Raw genomic sequence first — 15,262 nt, 5'->3', positions numbered from 1 at the left:
CTCACCTTCATCAGCGGGATAGCCGATTTTGGCCGGGTTGTCAGGCAGCCCAGGTCCGCGAATTCTGCGGGTTGGGTGCATTGTCCGGATCGCGCTCGACCCATTCGATCAACAGGTCGAGCACGCGGCGCAGCGCGGCATCCTGTTCGACGAGCCGCGCCTCGAGCGAGGCGATCTGCCCTTCGAGCGCCGCAAGATGTTCGGGGTCGATCGCGGGTGCCGCCGGAGCGGGTGCTTCGGCCGCGGCCTCGGGCGCGAGCTCCAGAACCTCGGCCTCGGGCTCCACCGGCTTCGGCGGGGTCAGCGGGACAACGCGCGCCGGTTCGGCGGGCGCGGCGAAGGGCGGACGTCCATCGGCGGCGGGCTCGGCGGCGCGCTGCGGCCATTCGAGCGGCGCTTCATTCGCGGGCGTCGGAACGGCGAAGGGTGCGGGAGTCGGTGCCACGGCGGCGGCGGCGGCGGCAACAACCTCTTCGACGGGCAGCGGCGCGAGTGTCGTCGCGTCGATGCCGCGATCGGCCTCGATCTCGGCGACGACCGAACGCACATTCTGCGCGGTGATGCGGTTCATCTGCTCGACCGCGCCGTAGAGCAGCAGGCGGCTGACGAGGACGTTGAGCTTGCGCGGCACGCCCTCGCTATAGTCGAAGATTTCCTCGAACGCGTCGGGGCTGAAGCTGGGGTTGCCCGTCCAGCCGACCTTGCCGAGACGGTGGAGGATATAGGGTTCGACTTCTTCGGGTTCCATCGGATCGAGGTGGTGCGTCGCGATCACCCGCTGGCGCAGCTGTTCGAGCGCCGGCGAATGGAACAAGGTCTGGCGGAATTCGGGCTGGCCGAGCAGGAAGATCTGCAGCAACGAATGGCCGCCGAGCTGGAAATTCGACAGCATGCGCAGCTCTTCGAGCGCCGAGATCGCGAGGTTCTGCCCCTCGTCGACGATCAACAGCGTGCGGCGGCCGGCGCGCGCCTGTTCGCGCAGATATTGCTCCATCGAGCGCAGCAGTTCGGCCTTGCTCTGCCCTTCCCACTCGATGCCGAACTGTTCGGCGACGAGGCGGAGAAGATCGTCACCCTCGACCTGCGTCGACACCAGCTTGACCGCGGTCAGGCGATTGGCGTCGATCGTGTTCATCAGATGGCCGACGAGCGTCGTCTTGCCCGCGCCGACGTCGCCGGTGATGACGATGAAGCCTTCACCCTGCGCAAGGCCGTAACCCAGGTAGGACATCGCTTTGCGGTGGGTGCCGCTTTCGAAATAGAAATGCGGGTCTGGCGTCAGCTGGAACGGACGCCCGGTGAAACCATAGAACTGATCGTACATCGCAAAAATTCCCGTTGCTTGGTCAGAAGTTGTAACGAAGTCCCACCAAAGCTGAACCGATAAGCTGACTGTTGAAGCCTTCTTGGTCGAAGGCGTTGAGGCTGGCCGCCGCGGTCCCCGTGAGGCCGCGCCAGAAGCGCCGCGAATAGGATGTGGTCAGGCCGGCCGACTGGACGTCGCTGGCGCCCGGCGCGCCATTGTCGAAATAATTGACGTAACCCGACAGCGAGAGGTCCGAATCGACGTCGAGCTGACGCGCCGCCGAGACGAAGAGATAATAATTCTCGTCCTTGATGCCGTTGAGGCTGCCGATCGGCGACAGCAAGGGCGCGAGCAGCTTACGCCGGTCGTAACCGAGGCCGACGCCGTAGCTCCAGCCGGCGAAGCGCGACGACAAAGTCGCCTGCACGCCGCGGCTGCGATATTGCGCCGAGGTCGCGTTGCCGAGCTGGTTGCTGAGGCAGCCGCCGCCCTGCTGGCCGAAGACGCACGGATTGATGTCGCCGCTGATCGGATTGCGGATCGGGTCGAATTGCGTCGGCAGCGCGGCAAGCCCGCCCGACAGGCCGCGGCCGAAGCTCGACAGCCCGTCATAGACGCCGACCTGGATCGAGGTCGCATGATCGGCGCGATAGGTGAAGCTGCCGGTGTAGATGGTATCGCCATAGCGGCGGCCGACTCTTGCCGTAAGCGATGTGCGGCGGCTCGGCTGCCACATCACGCCGGCGTCCCAGATCAGCCCGTCGGTATCGAACGAAAGCTGGCGCGGGGTCGATTTGTCGGTGATGAAGCGGCCGCTGGCATCGCGCACCGGGACGCCATTGGCGTCGACCACCGGATTGCGCTGGCCGATCTCGATATCCTCGTAACCGACGCCGCCGAGCAGCGCGACGGTCGGGCCGATCGGCACCGTCACATCGGCGCGGGCATATTTACCCTCGTAGCGCTGGTCGAGCTGGCTCGCATCCTCGCGCTCGTACCCGCCCGACACCTGCCATCCGAACGGCAGGTCGCCCGGCCGCGCGCCGACGCTGGCCCATGCGACATGGTTCGTCGAGCTGTCGAAAATATCCTGCGGCTGCGCGCCCGGCGAGAGGATCGGGGGCTGGTCCACATCGACCTTGGTATAGCCAAAGCGATAGCCGGCGCCGACGTCGAGCCCGGCGATGCGGCGCGCGAAGGTCGGGCCAGCATAGAGCGAATAGAGGTTCGCGACGTTGCTGGCGTCGCCGATCAACAGACCGCTCGCGGCGCCCTGCCCGTCGGCGCGCGAGCGGGTGGCGAGCGCGCCGCCTTCGAGATTGAGGCCGCGCGCGGCCTCGATCCGTCCGCGGGCGAGGCCGCTGATCGTGTCCGAATCGCCGAGGCCGCCATTCCATCCGATATTATGTTCGTAGCGCAGCGTGCCCGCGAGTTCGGCGCGGTTCGTCACGATCGACGCGTCGATGCCGACCGCAAGGTTCGTATAGGTGAGGACATCGCCGCCGTTCTTGAGGTCGGCGGTCAAGACCTGGCCGATTTCGAGATAGGGGCTGACGTCGACCTGCCGCTGCGACCGGCGCCCTTCGGCGCGCTTCGCCGCACGGCCTTCGGATGCGGGCGCGCCGGCCGCGGGCGCGTTGCCGCTGCCCGTTCCGGGATCGCCCGAAAATTGGGCGTGCGCGCCCGTCGCCGTCCCGGCGAGCAAGAGGGCCGCCAGCGTCGCCCCATGACGCATGGTGGTCGCCGTGCGCATCACGCGCCTCCCTGTCCGTAATAAGTGCCGAAGCGGCGGCCGCCCGGCGAGAATTTGACCCCGTTGAGGAGCAGCTGGATGTGCGGACACGCGCCCATCAGGCCGATCGCGTCGCGCAGCGCCGATTCGAGCGTTTCGTCGGCGCGTACGACCATGATCGTCTGCCCGACATGCCCCGCGAGCACCGCCGCGGGCGACGCCGCGAGCACCGGCGGCGAATCGATGATGAGGATGCGGCCCGGCGCGCCCTGTTCGAGCTGCGCGAGCAAAGCCTCGGTCCGCGCCGACGCGAGGAGTTCGGTGTCGTGCATATGCCCGGTGCCTGTGGGCATGACTTTCAGGCCGGGAATGTCGGTCTGGATCAGGCAGTCGCCGAGCGGCAGGTGCGGATCGGCGAGCGCGTCCATCAGGCCGGGGCCGTCGTCGAGCCCGAGCGCTTCGAGCACGCTCGGCTTCGCGATGTCGGCGTCGATCAGCAGCACGTCGTGATCGGCCTCGACCGCGAGGCTGAGCGCGAGGTTGACCGCCGAGAAGGTCTTGCCCTCACCCGGGTTCGCCGACGCGATCAGCACGCGGTGGCCGCGCGGCAGGATCGGGCGATTGCCGCTGCCGCCGAAATTGCGGATCAGCTCGCGCTTCACGATGCGATATTCTTCGGAAATGCCGGTCACCGGGGTGCCGGGCACGATCATGCCGCGCGAGGCGAGGCGCGCGCGGTCGATCGTTCCCTGCCGCGTCGGGACGACGGCGGGCGCGGCCTTGGCGACGTCCTTGCGCGGCGACGGCTTGGGCGCGGCGGGCGCGGCCTCGACAGCGAGTGCCGCCTCGACGACGGGATCGAGGATTTCAGGCTGCGGCGCTTCCGCGGCGGGTTCCTGCTTGGCCGTCTTCGCCTTTTTGGGCGCTTCGGGCGGCAGCTTCGAGACGTCGATCGTCGGCGCATTGGCCGCGGGATCGAGACCGAACATGTCGGCCGCGCGTTCGAGGAGCGAGGGCGGGCGCTTGACTTTGCGTTGGTCGTTCATGTCATCGTCCCCCGTCACGCAACCATGCCGCGTTGGATGAATTCGGCGACCAGCAGCAAGGCGTAGAGCCCGACGAGCGCGCCCCCACCGCTCGCCAGCCAGACGAGTTTCTTGCGCCGGTCGAGATGGCGGTCGGGCGTCACGACTTCGGTGATCGATCCGATCACCGGCAGGCCGCTGGCGCGTTCGAGCTTCGCCGCGGTCGCATAGCTGGTGCGCACCTGACCGAGACCGAACGCCGCGCCGCCACCCCCGCCGATGCCCGCGAGCAGCACGAGCGTCAGGAACAAGGGCCGGTTGGGCGCCGCGGGGCTCGTCGGTTTCGACGGCGGATCGAGCAGTTCGATCTTGATCGCGTCGGTTTCGGTCTGCACCTCACCGCGCATGCGGACCTGCTCGCGCTGCGCGAGCAATTTGTCATACTGCGCCTTGAACGCGGTATATTCGCCGTTGATCCGGTCGTATTCGGCCGCGATGCCGGGATTCTGGATCTGCTGCGAGGTGATCTTCGCGATGTCGCCGGTGAGCTGCGCCTTGCGCGACGACAGCGCGCTGACCGTCGCCTGCCGCTCGGCGCGCATCGCCGACAGCGAGGCATAGGCGGGGTTCTGCGAATTGCCGCCGCCACCGCCGCCCGCGCCTTCGCGGTCGGCCATGGCCTTCAGCGAGGCGATCTGGCTTTTCAGCGCGATGACGTCGGGGTGCGCGTCGGTCAGCCCGCGCGCGCGCATCGACGAGAGTTCATTCTGCGCGCCGGCAAGCTGCTGGCGCGCGACGCCGCCGCCGACGCTGCCCATGCCCGGGATGTTGATCGTCGCGGGGGTCGAGGAGAGCTGGCCGTTGGCCGCCGCGAGCTGCGCCTGCGCCGACACGAGCTGCGAATCGATCTGGCCGAGTTCGGCTCGCGCGGCTTCGACGCGCTGCGCCGGCGACCCGCTGCCACCGGGGATCAGGCCGATATTCTGCGCCTCGAACGCGGCGCGGCGCGCTTCGACCTCGCGCAGCGCCTTTTCGCGGTCGGCGATCTGGGCGTCGAGGAATTTCAGGCCCTCGCGCGCGTTCATCCGGCCGCCGCGCAGCTGGTCGTCACGGAACACAGTAATCAGGCTATCGAGCACGCCCGAGGCGAGCTTGGCATTGTCGGCGTCCGAGAGGCTGCCGACCGCGACGCTCGAGGTGATTTCGAAGATATTGTCCTGCTGCGGGATGACCTTGATGCTCTTTTGCAGCATGCCGACCGCGCCGGCCTTTTCGCGTTCGTTCGCGCCGGCGGGCAGCAGGCCGGTCGTCGCAGCGACCTTTTCCATGTTGCGCGCGCTGGTCAGCGTTTCGCGGATCTGGTCGATCTGCGGGCGTCCGCCGCCGATCTGCGCGTCGTCGGGCAGGATTTCGTTGACGTCGACGAGCAGCCGCGCGCGGCTGTCATAACGGTTGGGGATCGACGCGATCGCGAGCCAGCCGAGGATGCAGATGCCCCACGCCACCGCCAGCACGAGCCACCGGCGCGTCCAGACGCTGTGCAGCGCTACCCTGAATTCGTCGTAAAGGCTGGTCATCGCTCGCAATCTATCCTTGGGAGATGGGTGGGTGGCGGCCGGTCGATATCAGAACATGCTTTCGGGGATGATGATCACATCGCCGGGCTGCAGCCGCACGTTCGCTTTGATATCGCCGCGCTTGATCAGGTCATTAAGCCGCAGGCCGAACTCCTGCTGCTTGCCGCTGCCCTTGTCGAAGCGGACGAGTCGCGCTTTGTTTCCAGCGGCATATTCGCCGAGACCGCCGACTGCAATCATTGCGTCGAGCACGGTCATGTTGGCGCGGAACGGGATCGACGCGGGCTTTTCGGTCGCGCCGACGACGCGCACCTGCTGCGAGAAGGTGCTGTTGAAGCTGGTGACGATCACGCTGACGATCGGGTCGGTGATATATTGGCTGAGCTGGAGCTTGAGGTCCTGTTGCAGCATCGTGGGGGTTTTCCCCACCGCGGGCATGTCGGTGATCAGCGGGGTGGTGATGCGGCCGTCGGGGCGCACCTGCACCTTGCCGCCGAGTTCGGGGTTGCGCCACACGAAGATCTGAAGCTCGTCGAGCGGGCCGATGATATATTCCTCGCCCGGCCCTTCCTGGTTCTGGACGAAGTTCGCGCTCGGCAGTTGCGGCGCGTTACCGCCGGCGCCCATGCAGCCCGTCAGCGCGGTCGCGGCGATGCCCGAAACGAGCGCGGTGCGCGCGATGCGGAGCGAGGGGAACGAAGCCATAATCCATCAACCTTTCGAGCCGTCAGGGGAACCGCGGTCCGGAAACTCCGCGGCGACAGCCATTGCGTCAGCTTCCGCCATTGCTCGAAAAGGGTGAACATAATGTTAGTATTGAACTAAGTTTGGACCGCGCTTGTCGGAAGATGTCCCGATAAGGAACAGATTCAGGCGTATCAGACGAGCATTTCGCGCGCCGGCCCCTGCCCCAGAAAGGTCGCGGGGCTGGCGCTCGCACCATAGGCTCCGGCGAGGAAGATCGCGATCAGGTCGCCGACCTCGGCGCGCGGCAGCGCGACCTGGTCGCCGAGGCGGTCGAGCGGGGTGCAGAGGCAGCCGACGACCGATACCGTCTCTTCGGCCTCGGCGCCGAAGGCGCCCGCGACCGCGATCGGATAATTGCGGCGGATCACGGTGCCGAAATTGCCGCTCGCGGCGAGCTGGTGGTGGAGGCCGCCGTCGGTGACGAGGAAGGTTTCGCCATGGCTGGTCTTCCGGTCAACGATGCGGGTCAGATAGACGCCCGCCTCGGCGACGAGCCAGCGGCCGAGCTCCATCGCGAAATGGCTCTTTGCAAGCACCGGATCGCGCGCCGCCAGCGTCTCGCCGAGCGCCGCCCCGACCGCGGCGACATCGACCGGCTTGTCGCCGGGGAAATAGGGCACGCCCATGCCGCCACCAAGATTGACGAGCGGCGGGGTCTCCCCGATCTCGTTCGCGAGCCGCGCCGCGAGCGCCACCGTCTGCGCCTGCGTCTCGGCGATGGCCGCGGCGTCCAGCGCCTGCGATCCCGCAAAAATATGAAAACCCTGCCAGTCGGCACCGGCGTCCATCAGGCGCCGGACGAGCGCCGGAACCTCGGCGGCATCGACCCCGAACGGCTTGGCGCCGCCGCCCATTTTCATGCCCGACCCCTTGAGGTCGAAGTCGGGATTGACGCGCACCGCGAGGCTGGGTGTGAGGCCGAGATGCTCGGCGATCGACAGCGCTCGTTCGGCCTCGCCCGCGGATTCGAGGTTGAGCGTCGCGCCGGCGGTGATCGTCGCTTCGAGTTCGCGGTCGCGTTTGCCGGGTCCGGCAAAGCTGATGTCGCCCGCCGGCATCCCGCTGGCGAGCGCGGCTTTCAGTTCGCCGCCCGAGGCGACGTCGAACCCGTCGACCAGCCGCGCCATGAAGGCGAGCAAAGGCGCATAGGGGTTCGCCTTCATCGCATAATGCAGCTGGACCCCGGTTGGCATCGCGGCGCGCCATTCGGCGACGCGCGCGGTGAGCATCGCGCTGTCATAGGCGAACAGCGGGGTGTCGCCCGCGACGTCGGCGAGCGCCTCGGCGCGGTCGCCGCCGATGAGCAACATCCCGCTGACATCGGCGCGGAAGCCGGGCGGGATCGGACCATGGGGCTTCATGCCGTCAACTCCTTGGTCCAATCGGCGGCAATCGCCACCCGGTCGAGCTTGCCATTGGGATTGCGCGGCAAGGCGTCGCGCCATTCGATCGCCTGCGGCTGCATGAAATTGGGGAGATTCTGGCGAAGATAGCCCGAAAGCCCTTCCTCGTCGGTGACGCCATCCTTGCCGCGCACGATGAGGATGATCGCGGCGCCGAGCCGCGCATCGGGCACGCCGAACGCAACGGCTTCGTAGATCAGCCCCGACGCGACCGCGACATCCTCGACCTCGGTCGGGCTGACGCGGTTGCCCGCGGTCTTGATCATCGCATCGTCGCGGCCGACGAAATAGAGGAGATGATTGGCGTCGCGGCGCACCGTGTCGCCCGACCACACCGCCATCCCGCCATATTCGGACGCACGCGGCGCGGGTTTGAAACGCTGCGCGCTACGTTCCTCGTCCCGCCAATAGCCCTTGGCGACGAGCGGGCCGCAATGGACGAGTTCGCCGGGTTCCTCGTCGGCGGTGATCGTACCGTCGGGCCGGCACACCAAAATTTCGGCATGCGGGATCGCGCGGCCCATCGAGGTCGGATGGTCGGCGACGAATTTCGGGTCGAGGTAGGTCGAACGAAACGCCTCGGTTAGCCCGTACATCGGATAGATGTCGGCCTCGGGGAATGTGCTGCGCATCGCGTCGATCAGCGACGGCGTGAGCGCGCCGCCGCTGTTGGTCAGCCGTTTCAAATGCGCCGCGGCGTCGGCAGGCCATTCGGCTTCGACGAGTTGGACCCAGAGCGGCGGCACGCCCGCGAGCGTCGTCGCCTTGTGCCGCGCCACCGCTTTCACGACGTCACGCGCGGTCAGATAATCGAGCGGTGCGACCGCGGCCCCCGCATACCAGCTCGAAAGCAGCTGGTTCTGGCCATAATCGAAGCTGAGCGGCAGCACGGCGAGCACGCGGTCATCGGCGACGATTTTGAGATAGGAGGCGACGCTTTCGGCACCGAGCCACAGGTTCGCATGGCTGAGCATCACGCCCTTCGGCCGGCCGGTCGAGCCGCTGGTATAGAGGATCGCGGCGAGATCGTCGGGTTCGGCGATCGACGGGGGCAGCCCCTGCCCGCTCGAATCAATCACTTCCTCGCCGACCTTCAGATCCTGCACCATACATTCGTCGGGCAGGCCATCGCCAAGCATCTCGGCGCGCGCGCCATTGGTGACAAGCAGCTTTGCCCCGCTGTCGGAAAGGATATGCGCGACCTGCGGCCCCTTGAGCAGCGGATTGACCGGCACATGGATCAACCCCGCGCGCGCCGCGGCGAGCGGCATCAGGCACGCCAGCCGCGTCTTCGCGCTCCAGCTGGCGACGCGCTCGCCCGGGCCGCCCGCCTGTTCGAGCAGCCATGACGCCAGCCGTCCGACGCCGGCGTCGAGATCGGCATATGTCGTGACCCGGTCGCCGATCAGCAGCGCAGCCGCATCCGGCGCGCCGCGGCGGGCGAGATGGTCGATCGGCCTGGAAGATGTGTTTTCGGCTTTGGTCATCGGCTGTTAGGACTGGAGTGATAGAGGGCGGCACCATGCAAGGGAACGGTGAACATCACGCTAATGATGAGCGGTTGCCCGCCACAGCGCGCGCGGCCGGTTTTGCGTCGCCGTTCGACCGCGCGGCGTGGTTCGACCTGCTCGAGGCTCATGGCTTTGGCGGCCGGGGCCGTTTCGATGCGCATGGCGGCGCCGGTTCGACGACGGCATGGCTGCCGCTGCGGGTCGAGAAGCCGGGCGACTTCGCGGGGCTGACCAATTGGTACAGCTTTTCGATCCGCCCGCTCTTCGCCGGCGACGGCGAGCGAAGCGACGCCTTGAGGGCGCTCTTTGCCGATCTTCGCCGGAACGCTGCACGCCTGACGCTCTACCCCGTCGCCGAAACTGCCGAACTTGCCATCGCACTCCGCGCTGCGGGCTGGTGGGTGAAAGAAACGCCCACCGGCGATCGCCACTGGCTCGACCTTGGCGAGATGGACCATGACGCCTGGTGGGCGAGCCGGCCCGGCGCGCTGCGCAATACCGTCCAGCGCAAGGCGAAGAAGGGTGTCGTCGATATTCAGCTGCTCACCGATTTCGATCCGGGAAGCTGGGCGGCTTACGAACAAATCTATGCCGCGAGCTGGAAGCCTGAAGAAGGCCACCCCGCACTGCTGCGCGCCTTTGCCGAGGGCGAGGGCGATGGCGGACGCCTGCGCATGGGAATCGCGCGTATCGACGGAATCCCCGTCGCCGCGCAGTTCTGGACCGTCGAGGACGGCACCGCCTTCATCCACAAGCTCGCGCATGTCGAGGACAGCCTGAAAGCGTCGCCCGGCACCCTGCTGTCGGCCGCATTGTTCCGCCATGTGATCGAGGTCGACGGCGTGAAGCGCGTCGATTTCGGCACCGGCAACGACGGATACAAGCGCGACTGGATGAACCGGCACGACCCGCTGTGGCGCATCGAGGCTTTCAATCCGTCGCGCGTCGCGGCATGGGGACCGGCATTGAAGGCATTTGCCCGTTCGCTGCTCAGGAAAGACTCATGACCGAAGCCAACACCGTCGACGCCACCCTTCGCGCCCTGCTCGCCGATGTGCTTGGACTCGGCGAAGCGCGCGCTGCGGCGCTGACCGAGGACAGCGGGCTGTTCGGCGAACTTCCCGAGTTTGATTCGATGGCGGTCGCGACGGTGCTGACCGAAATGGAAGACCGGCTGGGTATCGTCATCGACGATGATGAAGTCGACGGCGAAATCTTTGAAACTTATGGTAATTTGCTCGCCTTTTCGCTGCGCAAAGTGACCGACTGACCCCGGATGCGCGCATGAGCGAACATCGATTGCGCATCGACCCCGCGGGCACGCCCCGCGCCACTGTCCTGATTGTCCCGCCGCTGTTCGAGGAAGCGAACCGCACGCGCCGCACCCTGGTGCTCGCGATGCGCGCGCTGGCGGCCGAGGGATTTGCGGCGGTGCTGCCCGACCTGCCGGGGCAGAATGAGAGCCTTGTTCCGTTGGAGCAGGTCGATCTGGCGCGCTGGCAGGATGCGCTTGTCGAGGTTGCGGCGGACATCGATGGCCCGATCCTTGTCGCCGCGGTTCGCGGCGGGGTGTTGATCGACCACCGGGTGAAAGCCGCGGCCTGGTGGCGGCTGGCGCCCGTCGGCGGAACGTCGCTGCTCCGCACCTTGATGCGCGCGCGGGTGAGCGCCGACCGCGAGGCCGGGCTGACGTCATCGCTCGAAAGTTTGCAGGAAGAGGCGAAAACCAAGCCGCTGCTCGTCGCGGGCAACCGATTGTCCCCCGAAATGGTCGCGCAGCTCGGCACGAGCGAGGCGCAGGTGGTGGAACCACTACGGAGCATCAGCCTCGGCGCCGACGGCATCGCCGGAACGCCGCTGTGGCTGCGCGCCGAGCCGGGCGAGGATGCCGCGATGGCGGCTGCGATTGCCGCCGATATTTCCGCATGGAGCAAGACATGCGGCATCAGCTGAGCTTTGCCTGCGACAGCGCGATGCTCGCCGCGAGCCTCGACGACGCGGCGGGCTCGACGGGGCTGCTCATCGTGTCGGGCGGCAATGAAATCCGCAGCGGGGCGCATCGCGGCATGGCGATGCTGGCGGCACGCATCGCCGACGCGGGCCATCCGGTGTTCCGTTTCGACCGGCGCGGGATCGGCGACAGCGAGGGCGCGAACGGCGGGTTCGAGAGCAGCGGGCCCGATATTGGCGCGGCGATTGCGGCGTTTCGCGGGGCGGCGCCGCATGTCTCGCGCATCGTCGCCTTCGGCAATTGCGATGCGGCGAGCGCGTTGTTGCTGCACCAGCCGTTGGCGCTCGATGGGCTGATCGTCGCCAATCCGTGGACTTATGACGGCGAAGCCGAGGAAGCCGATGGGTCCGCGCTGCCCCCTGCCGCGGCGATCAGGGCGCGTTACCTGTCGCGGCTGAAAGATCCGAAAAGCCTGCTACGGCTGCTCAAGGGCGAGGTGGATTTCCGCAAATTGTTCCGCGGGCTTTCGGCGCTGAAGGCGACCGCCGCCCCCGCCGCGCCCGATAGTCTCGCGGCGCGCCTTGACCGGGCCATCACAGGGCTGGACACACCCGCTACGATCCTGCTCGCGACCGGCGACCGCACGGCCCAGACGTTCGTGGAGAATTGCCCTGCAGCGCTGGGCCGCGTTCCAGTCGAGCGCCTCGGCAGCGCGTCGCACAGCTTCGCCGGGGAGGATGCCGACTGGTTGTTTCAGCGGATATTGGCGGCTCTCAAACCATAGCGTCATCCCAGCGAAAGCTGGGATCGCCATCGTCGTCAATGAACGCCCGCGGTCCCAGCTTTCGCTGGGACGACGTTTTGTCAGGCGTCCGCCATCGCGTGATATTCGGCTTCGGCCAAAAAGCGTTCGGCGTCGAGCGCGGCCATGCAGCCCATGCCCGCGGCGGTCACCGCCTGGCGATAGATTTTGTCGGTGACGTCGCCCGCGGCGAACACCCCGGGGATCGCGGTCAGCGACGTGCCCGGCGTCACTTCCAGATAGCCATCGGCATCGAGCGGCAGCTTGCCCTTGAACAGCTCTGTCGACGGGCTGTGGCCGATCGCGACGAAGCCGCCATCGGTGGGCTCAAAGCTCGCCTCGCCGGTTTCGGTGTCGATCAGGTCGACGCCGACCAGCCCCGACACGCCCTCACCCGCGACGAAACGGTCGACGCGCTTGTTCCAGAGGACCTTGATCTTCGGATTGGCGAACAGGCGGTCCTGCAAAATCTTTTCAGCGCGCAGATGATCGCGGCGGTGGATCAGCGTCACGTCTTCGCTGTGGTTGGTGAGGTAGAGCGCTTCCTCGACCGCGGTGTTGCCGCCGCCGATCACCACGACCTTCTTGCCGCGATAGAAGAAGCCGTCGCACGTCGCGCACGCCGAGACGCCCTTCCCGCCAAGCTCTTGCTCGCCCGGCACGCCAAGCCATTTCGCTTGCGCGCCGGTCGCGATGACGAGCGTTTCGGCCATGTAAACATCGCCGCCGTCGCCGGTCAGCTTGAACGGGCGGCGCGACAGATCGACGTCGACGATCGTGTCCCAGATCATGCTGGTGCCGACATGCGTCGCCTGCGCGGTCATCTGTTCCATCAGCCACGGACCCTGGATCACCTCGGCAAAGCCGGGGTAATTTTCGACGTCGGTGGTGATCGTCAGCTGGCCGCCGGGTTGCAGCCCCTGCACGACGATCGGCATCATGCCCGCGCGCGCGGCGTAAATGGCGGCCGACAGGCCGGCGGGGCCGGAACCGAGGATGAGCATCTTGGTGTGATGGACGCTGGGCATGACGATCTTTCAAAGGCTGTGCGGACCCGCACAGATGGGTGTTGCCAACCGCGCTAGCAAGGGTCACCTTCCGCGCCAAGGGGAGACTGGCGAATGGCAAGCTGGTGGGAACGTCACGGAGTACCGCGGCTGATCAAATGCGCCTGTTCGCAGGGGCAGATCATGAAGGTCCGCAGCAAGGTGGTGCCGCATGCGCGCGGCCATGTGCTCGAGCTCGGCTGCGGCGGCGGGATCAACATGGAATTCTACCGGCCGGGGCAGATCGAGAGCTTTAGCGGGCTCGACCCCTCGCCCGAACTGCTCGCGATGAGCGTCGCGGCGGCAGCAGCGCGCGGGATGGACGCCGATATCCGCGAAGGAGTCGGCGAGGCGATGCCGTTCGAGAGCGGGCAGTTCGATACGGTCGTCACGACATTTACGCTGTGTTCGGTTCACGATCAGGCTGCGGTGCTGAGCGAGATCCGCCGCGTGCTGAAGCCAGGCGGAACTGCCTTGTTCCTCGAACATGGCGCCGCGCCCGACGCCGGGGTGGCGAAATGGCAGCGGCGGATCGAGCCGGTGTGGAAGCGGATTGGCGGCAACTGCCACCTGACCCGGCCGATCAGCGGCGCTTATGAAAAGGCCGGGTTTTCGGTCGACCGGCAGGCGGCCGCCTATATCCCGAAAACGCCGCGCCCGTTCGGCTGGTACGAATATGGAGCCGCTCGCCCGCTTTCCTGACCAGAGGATAAAGAGATGATGAGAATCTGGCTAATCGCGCTCACCGCCCTTTTCCTGCTCGCACCGACGGACGCTGAAGCGCGCAAGGTCGCGCTGATCATCGGCAACGGCGATTATGCGAACACTAGCCGACTGGTGAACCCGGCGAACGACATCAGGATCATCGCGGCGTCGGCACGCCAGGCGGGGTTCGACGATGTGACGATCGCCGCCGACCTCGCGGTCAACGACTTCCAGAAGGCGATGCGCGATTTTCGCGCCAAGGCCGACGGCGCCGAGGTCGCGATGGTCTATTATGCCGGGCACGGGATCGAGGCGCAGGGCAAGAACTGGCTGATCCCGACCGACGCGCAGCTGAAATCGGATCTCGACCTGCCCTATGAGGCGATCAATCTCGACCGGCTGATGGAATCGGTGTCGGGGGCGCAGATTCGCATGGTCGTGCTCGATTCGTGCCGTAATAATCCGTTCGGGCGCTCGTGGCGGTCGGGAACGCGCGCGGTCGTCAATGGCTTGGCGGGGGTCGAGGCCGACGATGTGCTCGTCATCTTCGCCGCCGCGCCGGGGCAGACCGCGGCCGACGGGACAAGCGGCAATTCGCCTTTCGCGACGTCGCTTGCGAAGCGCCTGCCGCAACCCGATATGCCGGTGCAGTTGCTCGGCGGCCTGATCCGCGACGATGTTCTGCAGGCGACCGGCGGCAGCCAGCGGCCGTTCGTGAGCGCGAGCATCACCGGGACGCCGGTCTATCTGGTGCCGCGCACGACGCCGGCGAGTGCGCCAGCATCGGGCAACCGTAGCGGGCTGGAGGAGCTGCTGTGGAAGGGCGCGATGGCCGAAAACAGCGTCCGTGCCTTCAGCGCCTATCTCGCCGAATTTCCGGCGGGCAAATATGCCGCGCAAGCAGGCGAGAATATCACCCGCCTGGAGAAAGATCCCGGTGCGGTCATCCCGCCCGTCACGATGGTAGCGATGACGGAGCCGGCCCCCGTGGCGCGACCGGCGGCGCGGAAATTCACGCTGTCGAACATCCGCGTCGAATGCGTCAAGCTGACCGGGCGCCTCGGGCTTGGCCTCCCCGACCAGCTGTTCCTGCGCTTCAACACGGGGCAGCGCTTTCCCGAGGGCAAGAGCGAGATATTCTCGATCAAAAAGGGTGAGAGCTGGGTAGTGCCCGAGCGTTTCGAGTTCGACCAGCCGGTAAGTTTCCAGCTGCGCGAGTTCGACGACATTGGCGGCAGCGACAATATCGGGACGATCGATATCGGCGATGCGTCAGGGACGTACACCAGGACGCTTGATGGCGACGCGAGCGATTACAAGGTGACTTATACGTTGACGGTCAGCTAGCGGCCGAGGGCGCCCTATCCATCATCGTCACCCCGGACTTGATCCGGGGTCCATGACTTCAGCGCTGCGATGGATCCCGGATCAAGTCCGGGATGACGAAAGGTAGGGAA

14 protein-coding genes are annotated in these 15,262 nt (G+C 66.8%); 6 read left to right on the top strand and 8 right to left on the bottom strand.

Annotated elements, in window-relative coordinates; translation table 11 throughout:
* Positions 1–40: 40 nt before the first annotated feature.
* The 7 genes from FG91_RS17560 to FG91_RS17530 all read right to left on the bottom strand — a co-directional run bounded on the left by FG91_RS17560 (position 41) and on the right by FG91_RS17530 (position 9,277).
* The gene (locus tag FG91_RS17560; RefSeq protein WP_037517548.1) at positions 41–1,324 is read right to left on the bottom strand and encodes an XrtA/PEP-CTERM system-associated ATPase; all 1,284 of its coding nucleotides are present in this window, start codon (positions 1,322–1,324) and stop codon (positions 41–43) included.
* Between the two features lie 22 nt (positions 1,325–1,346).
* Positions 1,347–3,059, bottom strand: a complete 1,713-nt coding sequence (locus tag FG91_RS17555) for a hypothetical protein (protein ID WP_037517546.1) — start codon at positions 3,057–3,059, stop codon at positions 1,347–1,349.
* A complete protein-coding gene (locus FG91_RS17550; RefSeq protein WP_037517664.1) occupies positions 3,059–4,084 on the bottom strand; it encodes a P-loop NTPase in 1,026 nt (341 codons plus the stop codon). Before FG91_RS17550 ends, FG91_RS17555 begins: the two co-directional genes overlap by 1 nt.
* 14 nt (positions 4,085–4,098) lie before the next feature.
* Positions 4,099–5,640, bottom strand: a complete 1,542-nt coding sequence (locus FG91_RS17545) for an XrtA system polysaccharide chain length determinant (protein ID WP_037517543.1) — start codon at positions 5,638–5,640, stop codon at positions 4,099–4,101.
* Between the two features lie 48 nt (positions 5,641–5,688).
* Positions 5,689–6,345: an XrtA/PEP-CTERM system exopolysaccharide export protein gene (locus tag FG91_RS17540; RefSeq protein WP_037517541.1), complete on the bottom strand. Its 657-nt coding sequence runs from the start codon at positions 6,343–6,345 to the stop codon at positions 5,689–5,691.
* A gap of 173 nt (positions 6,346–6,518) precedes the next feature.
* Positions 6,519–7,748, bottom strand: a complete 1,230-nt coding sequence (locus FG91_RS17535) for a pyridoxal-dependent decarboxylase, exosortase A system-associated (protein WP_037517538.1) — start codon at positions 7,746–7,748, stop codon at positions 6,519–6,521.
* A complete protein-coding gene (locus tag FG91_RS17530; protein WP_037517536.1) occupies positions 7,745–9,277 on the bottom strand; it encodes an acyl-CoA ligase (AMP-forming), exosortase A system-associated in 1,533 nt (510 codons plus the stop codon). Before FG91_RS17530 ends, FG91_RS17535 begins: the two co-directional genes overlap by 4 nt.
* 74 nt (positions 9,278–9,351) lie before the next feature.
* Here FG91_RS17530 and FG91_RS17525 point away from each other — a divergent pair, with 74 nt between their 5' ends.
* The 4 genes from FG91_RS17525 to FG91_RS17510 are packed head-to-tail and all read left to right on the top strand — an operon-like array spanning position 9,352 to position 12,036.
* Positions 9,352–10,308 carry a GNAT family N-acetyltransferase gene (locus FG91_RS17525; RefSeq protein WP_235212084.1) on the top strand — a complete coding sequence of 319 codons (957 nt, stop codon included), beginning with the start codon at positions 9,352–9,354 and terminating at the stop codon, positions 10,306–10,308.
* On the top strand, positions 10,305–10,571 hold the full coding sequence (locus tag FG91_RS17520) for an acyl carrier protein (protein ID WP_037517533.1): 267 nt from the start codon (positions 10,305–10,307) through the stop codon (positions 10,569–10,571). The genes FG91_RS17525 and FG91_RS17520 overlap by 4 nt, the downstream gene beginning before the upstream one ends.
* Before the next feature lie 14 nt (positions 10,572–10,585).
* The gene (locus FG91_RS17515; protein ID WP_037517531.1) at positions 10,586–11,254 is read left to right on the top strand and encodes a hypothetical protein; all 669 of its coding nucleotides are present in this window, start codon (positions 10,586–10,588) and stop codon (positions 11,252–11,254) included.
* A complete protein-coding gene (locus tag FG91_RS17510; protein ID WP_037517527.1) occupies positions 11,239–12,036 on the top strand; it encodes a hydrolase 1, exosortase A system-associated in 798 nt (265 codons plus the stop codon). The genes FG91_RS17515 and FG91_RS17510 overlap by 16 nt, the downstream gene beginning before the upstream one ends.
* Positions 12,037–12,116: 80 nt before the next feature.
* Here FG91_RS17510 and trxB read toward each other — a convergent pair whose 3' ends face one another.
* Positions 12,117–13,082, bottom strand: coding sequence for a thioredoxin-disulfide reductase (trxB, locus tag FG91_RS17505; RefSeq protein WP_037517524.1), 966 nt, complete (start codon positions 13,080–13,082; stop codon positions 12,117–12,119).
* Positions 13,083–13,175: 93 nt separating this feature from the next.
* Here trxB and FG91_RS17500 point away from each other — a divergent pair, with 93 nt between their 5' ends.
* Positions 13,176–13,802 carry a class I SAM-dependent methyltransferase gene (locus tag FG91_RS17500; protein WP_037517522.1) on the top strand — a complete coding sequence of 209 codons (627 nt, stop codon included), beginning with the start codon at positions 13,176–13,178 and terminating at the stop codon, positions 13,800–13,802.
* A 15-nt stretch (positions 13,803–13,817) separates the two neighbouring features.
* Positions 13,818–15,152, top strand: coding sequence for a caspase family protein (locus tag FG91_RS17495; RefSeq protein WP_052187834.1), 1,335 nt, complete (start codon positions 13,818–13,820; stop codon positions 15,150–15,152).
* Positions 15,153–15,262: the final 110 nt, after the last annotated feature.

Source organism: Sphingopyxis sp. LC81, assembly GCF_000756375.1.
Taxonomy (GTDB): domain Bacteria; phylum Pseudomonadota; class Alphaproteobacteria; order Sphingomonadales; family Sphingomonadaceae; genus Sphingopyxis.
This window is presented reverse-complemented; position numbering and strand designations above follow the sequence as displayed.

What these genes read in the sequence shown, in the direction of transcription:
- FG91_RS17530 (WP_037517536.1), bottom strand. Translation starts at nt 9,277, where the DNA reads ATGACCAAAGCCGAAAACACATCTTCCAGGCCGATCGACCATCTCGCC.
- FG91_RS17555 (WP_037517546.1), bottom strand. Translation starts at nt 3,059, where the DNA reads ATGCGCACGGCGACCACCATGCGTCATGGGGCGACGCTGGCGGCCCTC.
- FG91_RS17520 (WP_037517533.1), top strand. Translation starts at nt 10,305, where the DNA reads ATGACCGAAGCCAACACCGTCGACGCCACCCTTCGCGCCCTGCTCGCC.
- FG91_RS17510 (WP_037517527.1), top strand. Translation starts at nt 11,239, where the DNA reads ATGCGGCATCAGCTGAGCTTTGCCTGCGACAGCGCGATGCTCGCCGCG.
- FG91_RS17545 (WP_037517543.1), bottom strand. Translation starts at nt 5,640, where the DNA reads ATGACCAGCCTTTACGACGAATTCAGGGTAGCGCTGCACAGCGTCTGG.
- FG91_RS17550 (WP_037517664.1), bottom strand. Translation starts at nt 4,084, where the DNA reads ATGAACGACCAACGCAAAGTCAAGCGCCCGCCCTCGCTCCTCGAACGC.
- FG91_RS17495 (WP_052187834.1), top strand. Translation starts at nt 13,818, where the DNA reads ATGATGAGAATCTGGCTAATCGCGCTCACCGCCCTTTTCCTGCTCGCA.
- trxB (WP_037517524.1), bottom strand. Translation starts at nt 13,082, where the DNA reads ATGCCCAGCGTCCATCACACCAAGATGCTCATCCTCGGTTCCGGCCCC.
- FG91_RS17500 (WP_037517522.1), top strand. Translation starts at nt 13,176, where the DNA reads ATGGCAAGCTGGTGGGAACGTCACGGAGTACCGCGGCTGATCAAATGC.
- FG91_RS17540 (WP_037517541.1), bottom strand. Translation starts at nt 6,345, where the DNA reads ATGGCTTCGTTCCCCTCGCTCCGCATCGCGCGCACCGCGCTCGTTTCG.
- FG91_RS17515 (WP_037517531.1), top strand. Translation starts at nt 10,586, where the DNA reads ATGAGCGAACATCGATTGCGCATCGACCCCGCGGGCACGCCCCGCGCC.
- FG91_RS17560 (WP_037517548.1), bottom strand. Translation starts at nt 1,324, where the DNA reads ATGTACGATCAGTTCTATGGTTTCACCGGGCGTCCGTTCCAGCTGACG.
- FG91_RS17535 (WP_037517538.1), bottom strand. Translation starts at nt 7,748, where the DNA reads ATGAAGCCCCATGGTCCGATCCCGCCCGGCTTCCGCGCCGATGTCAGC.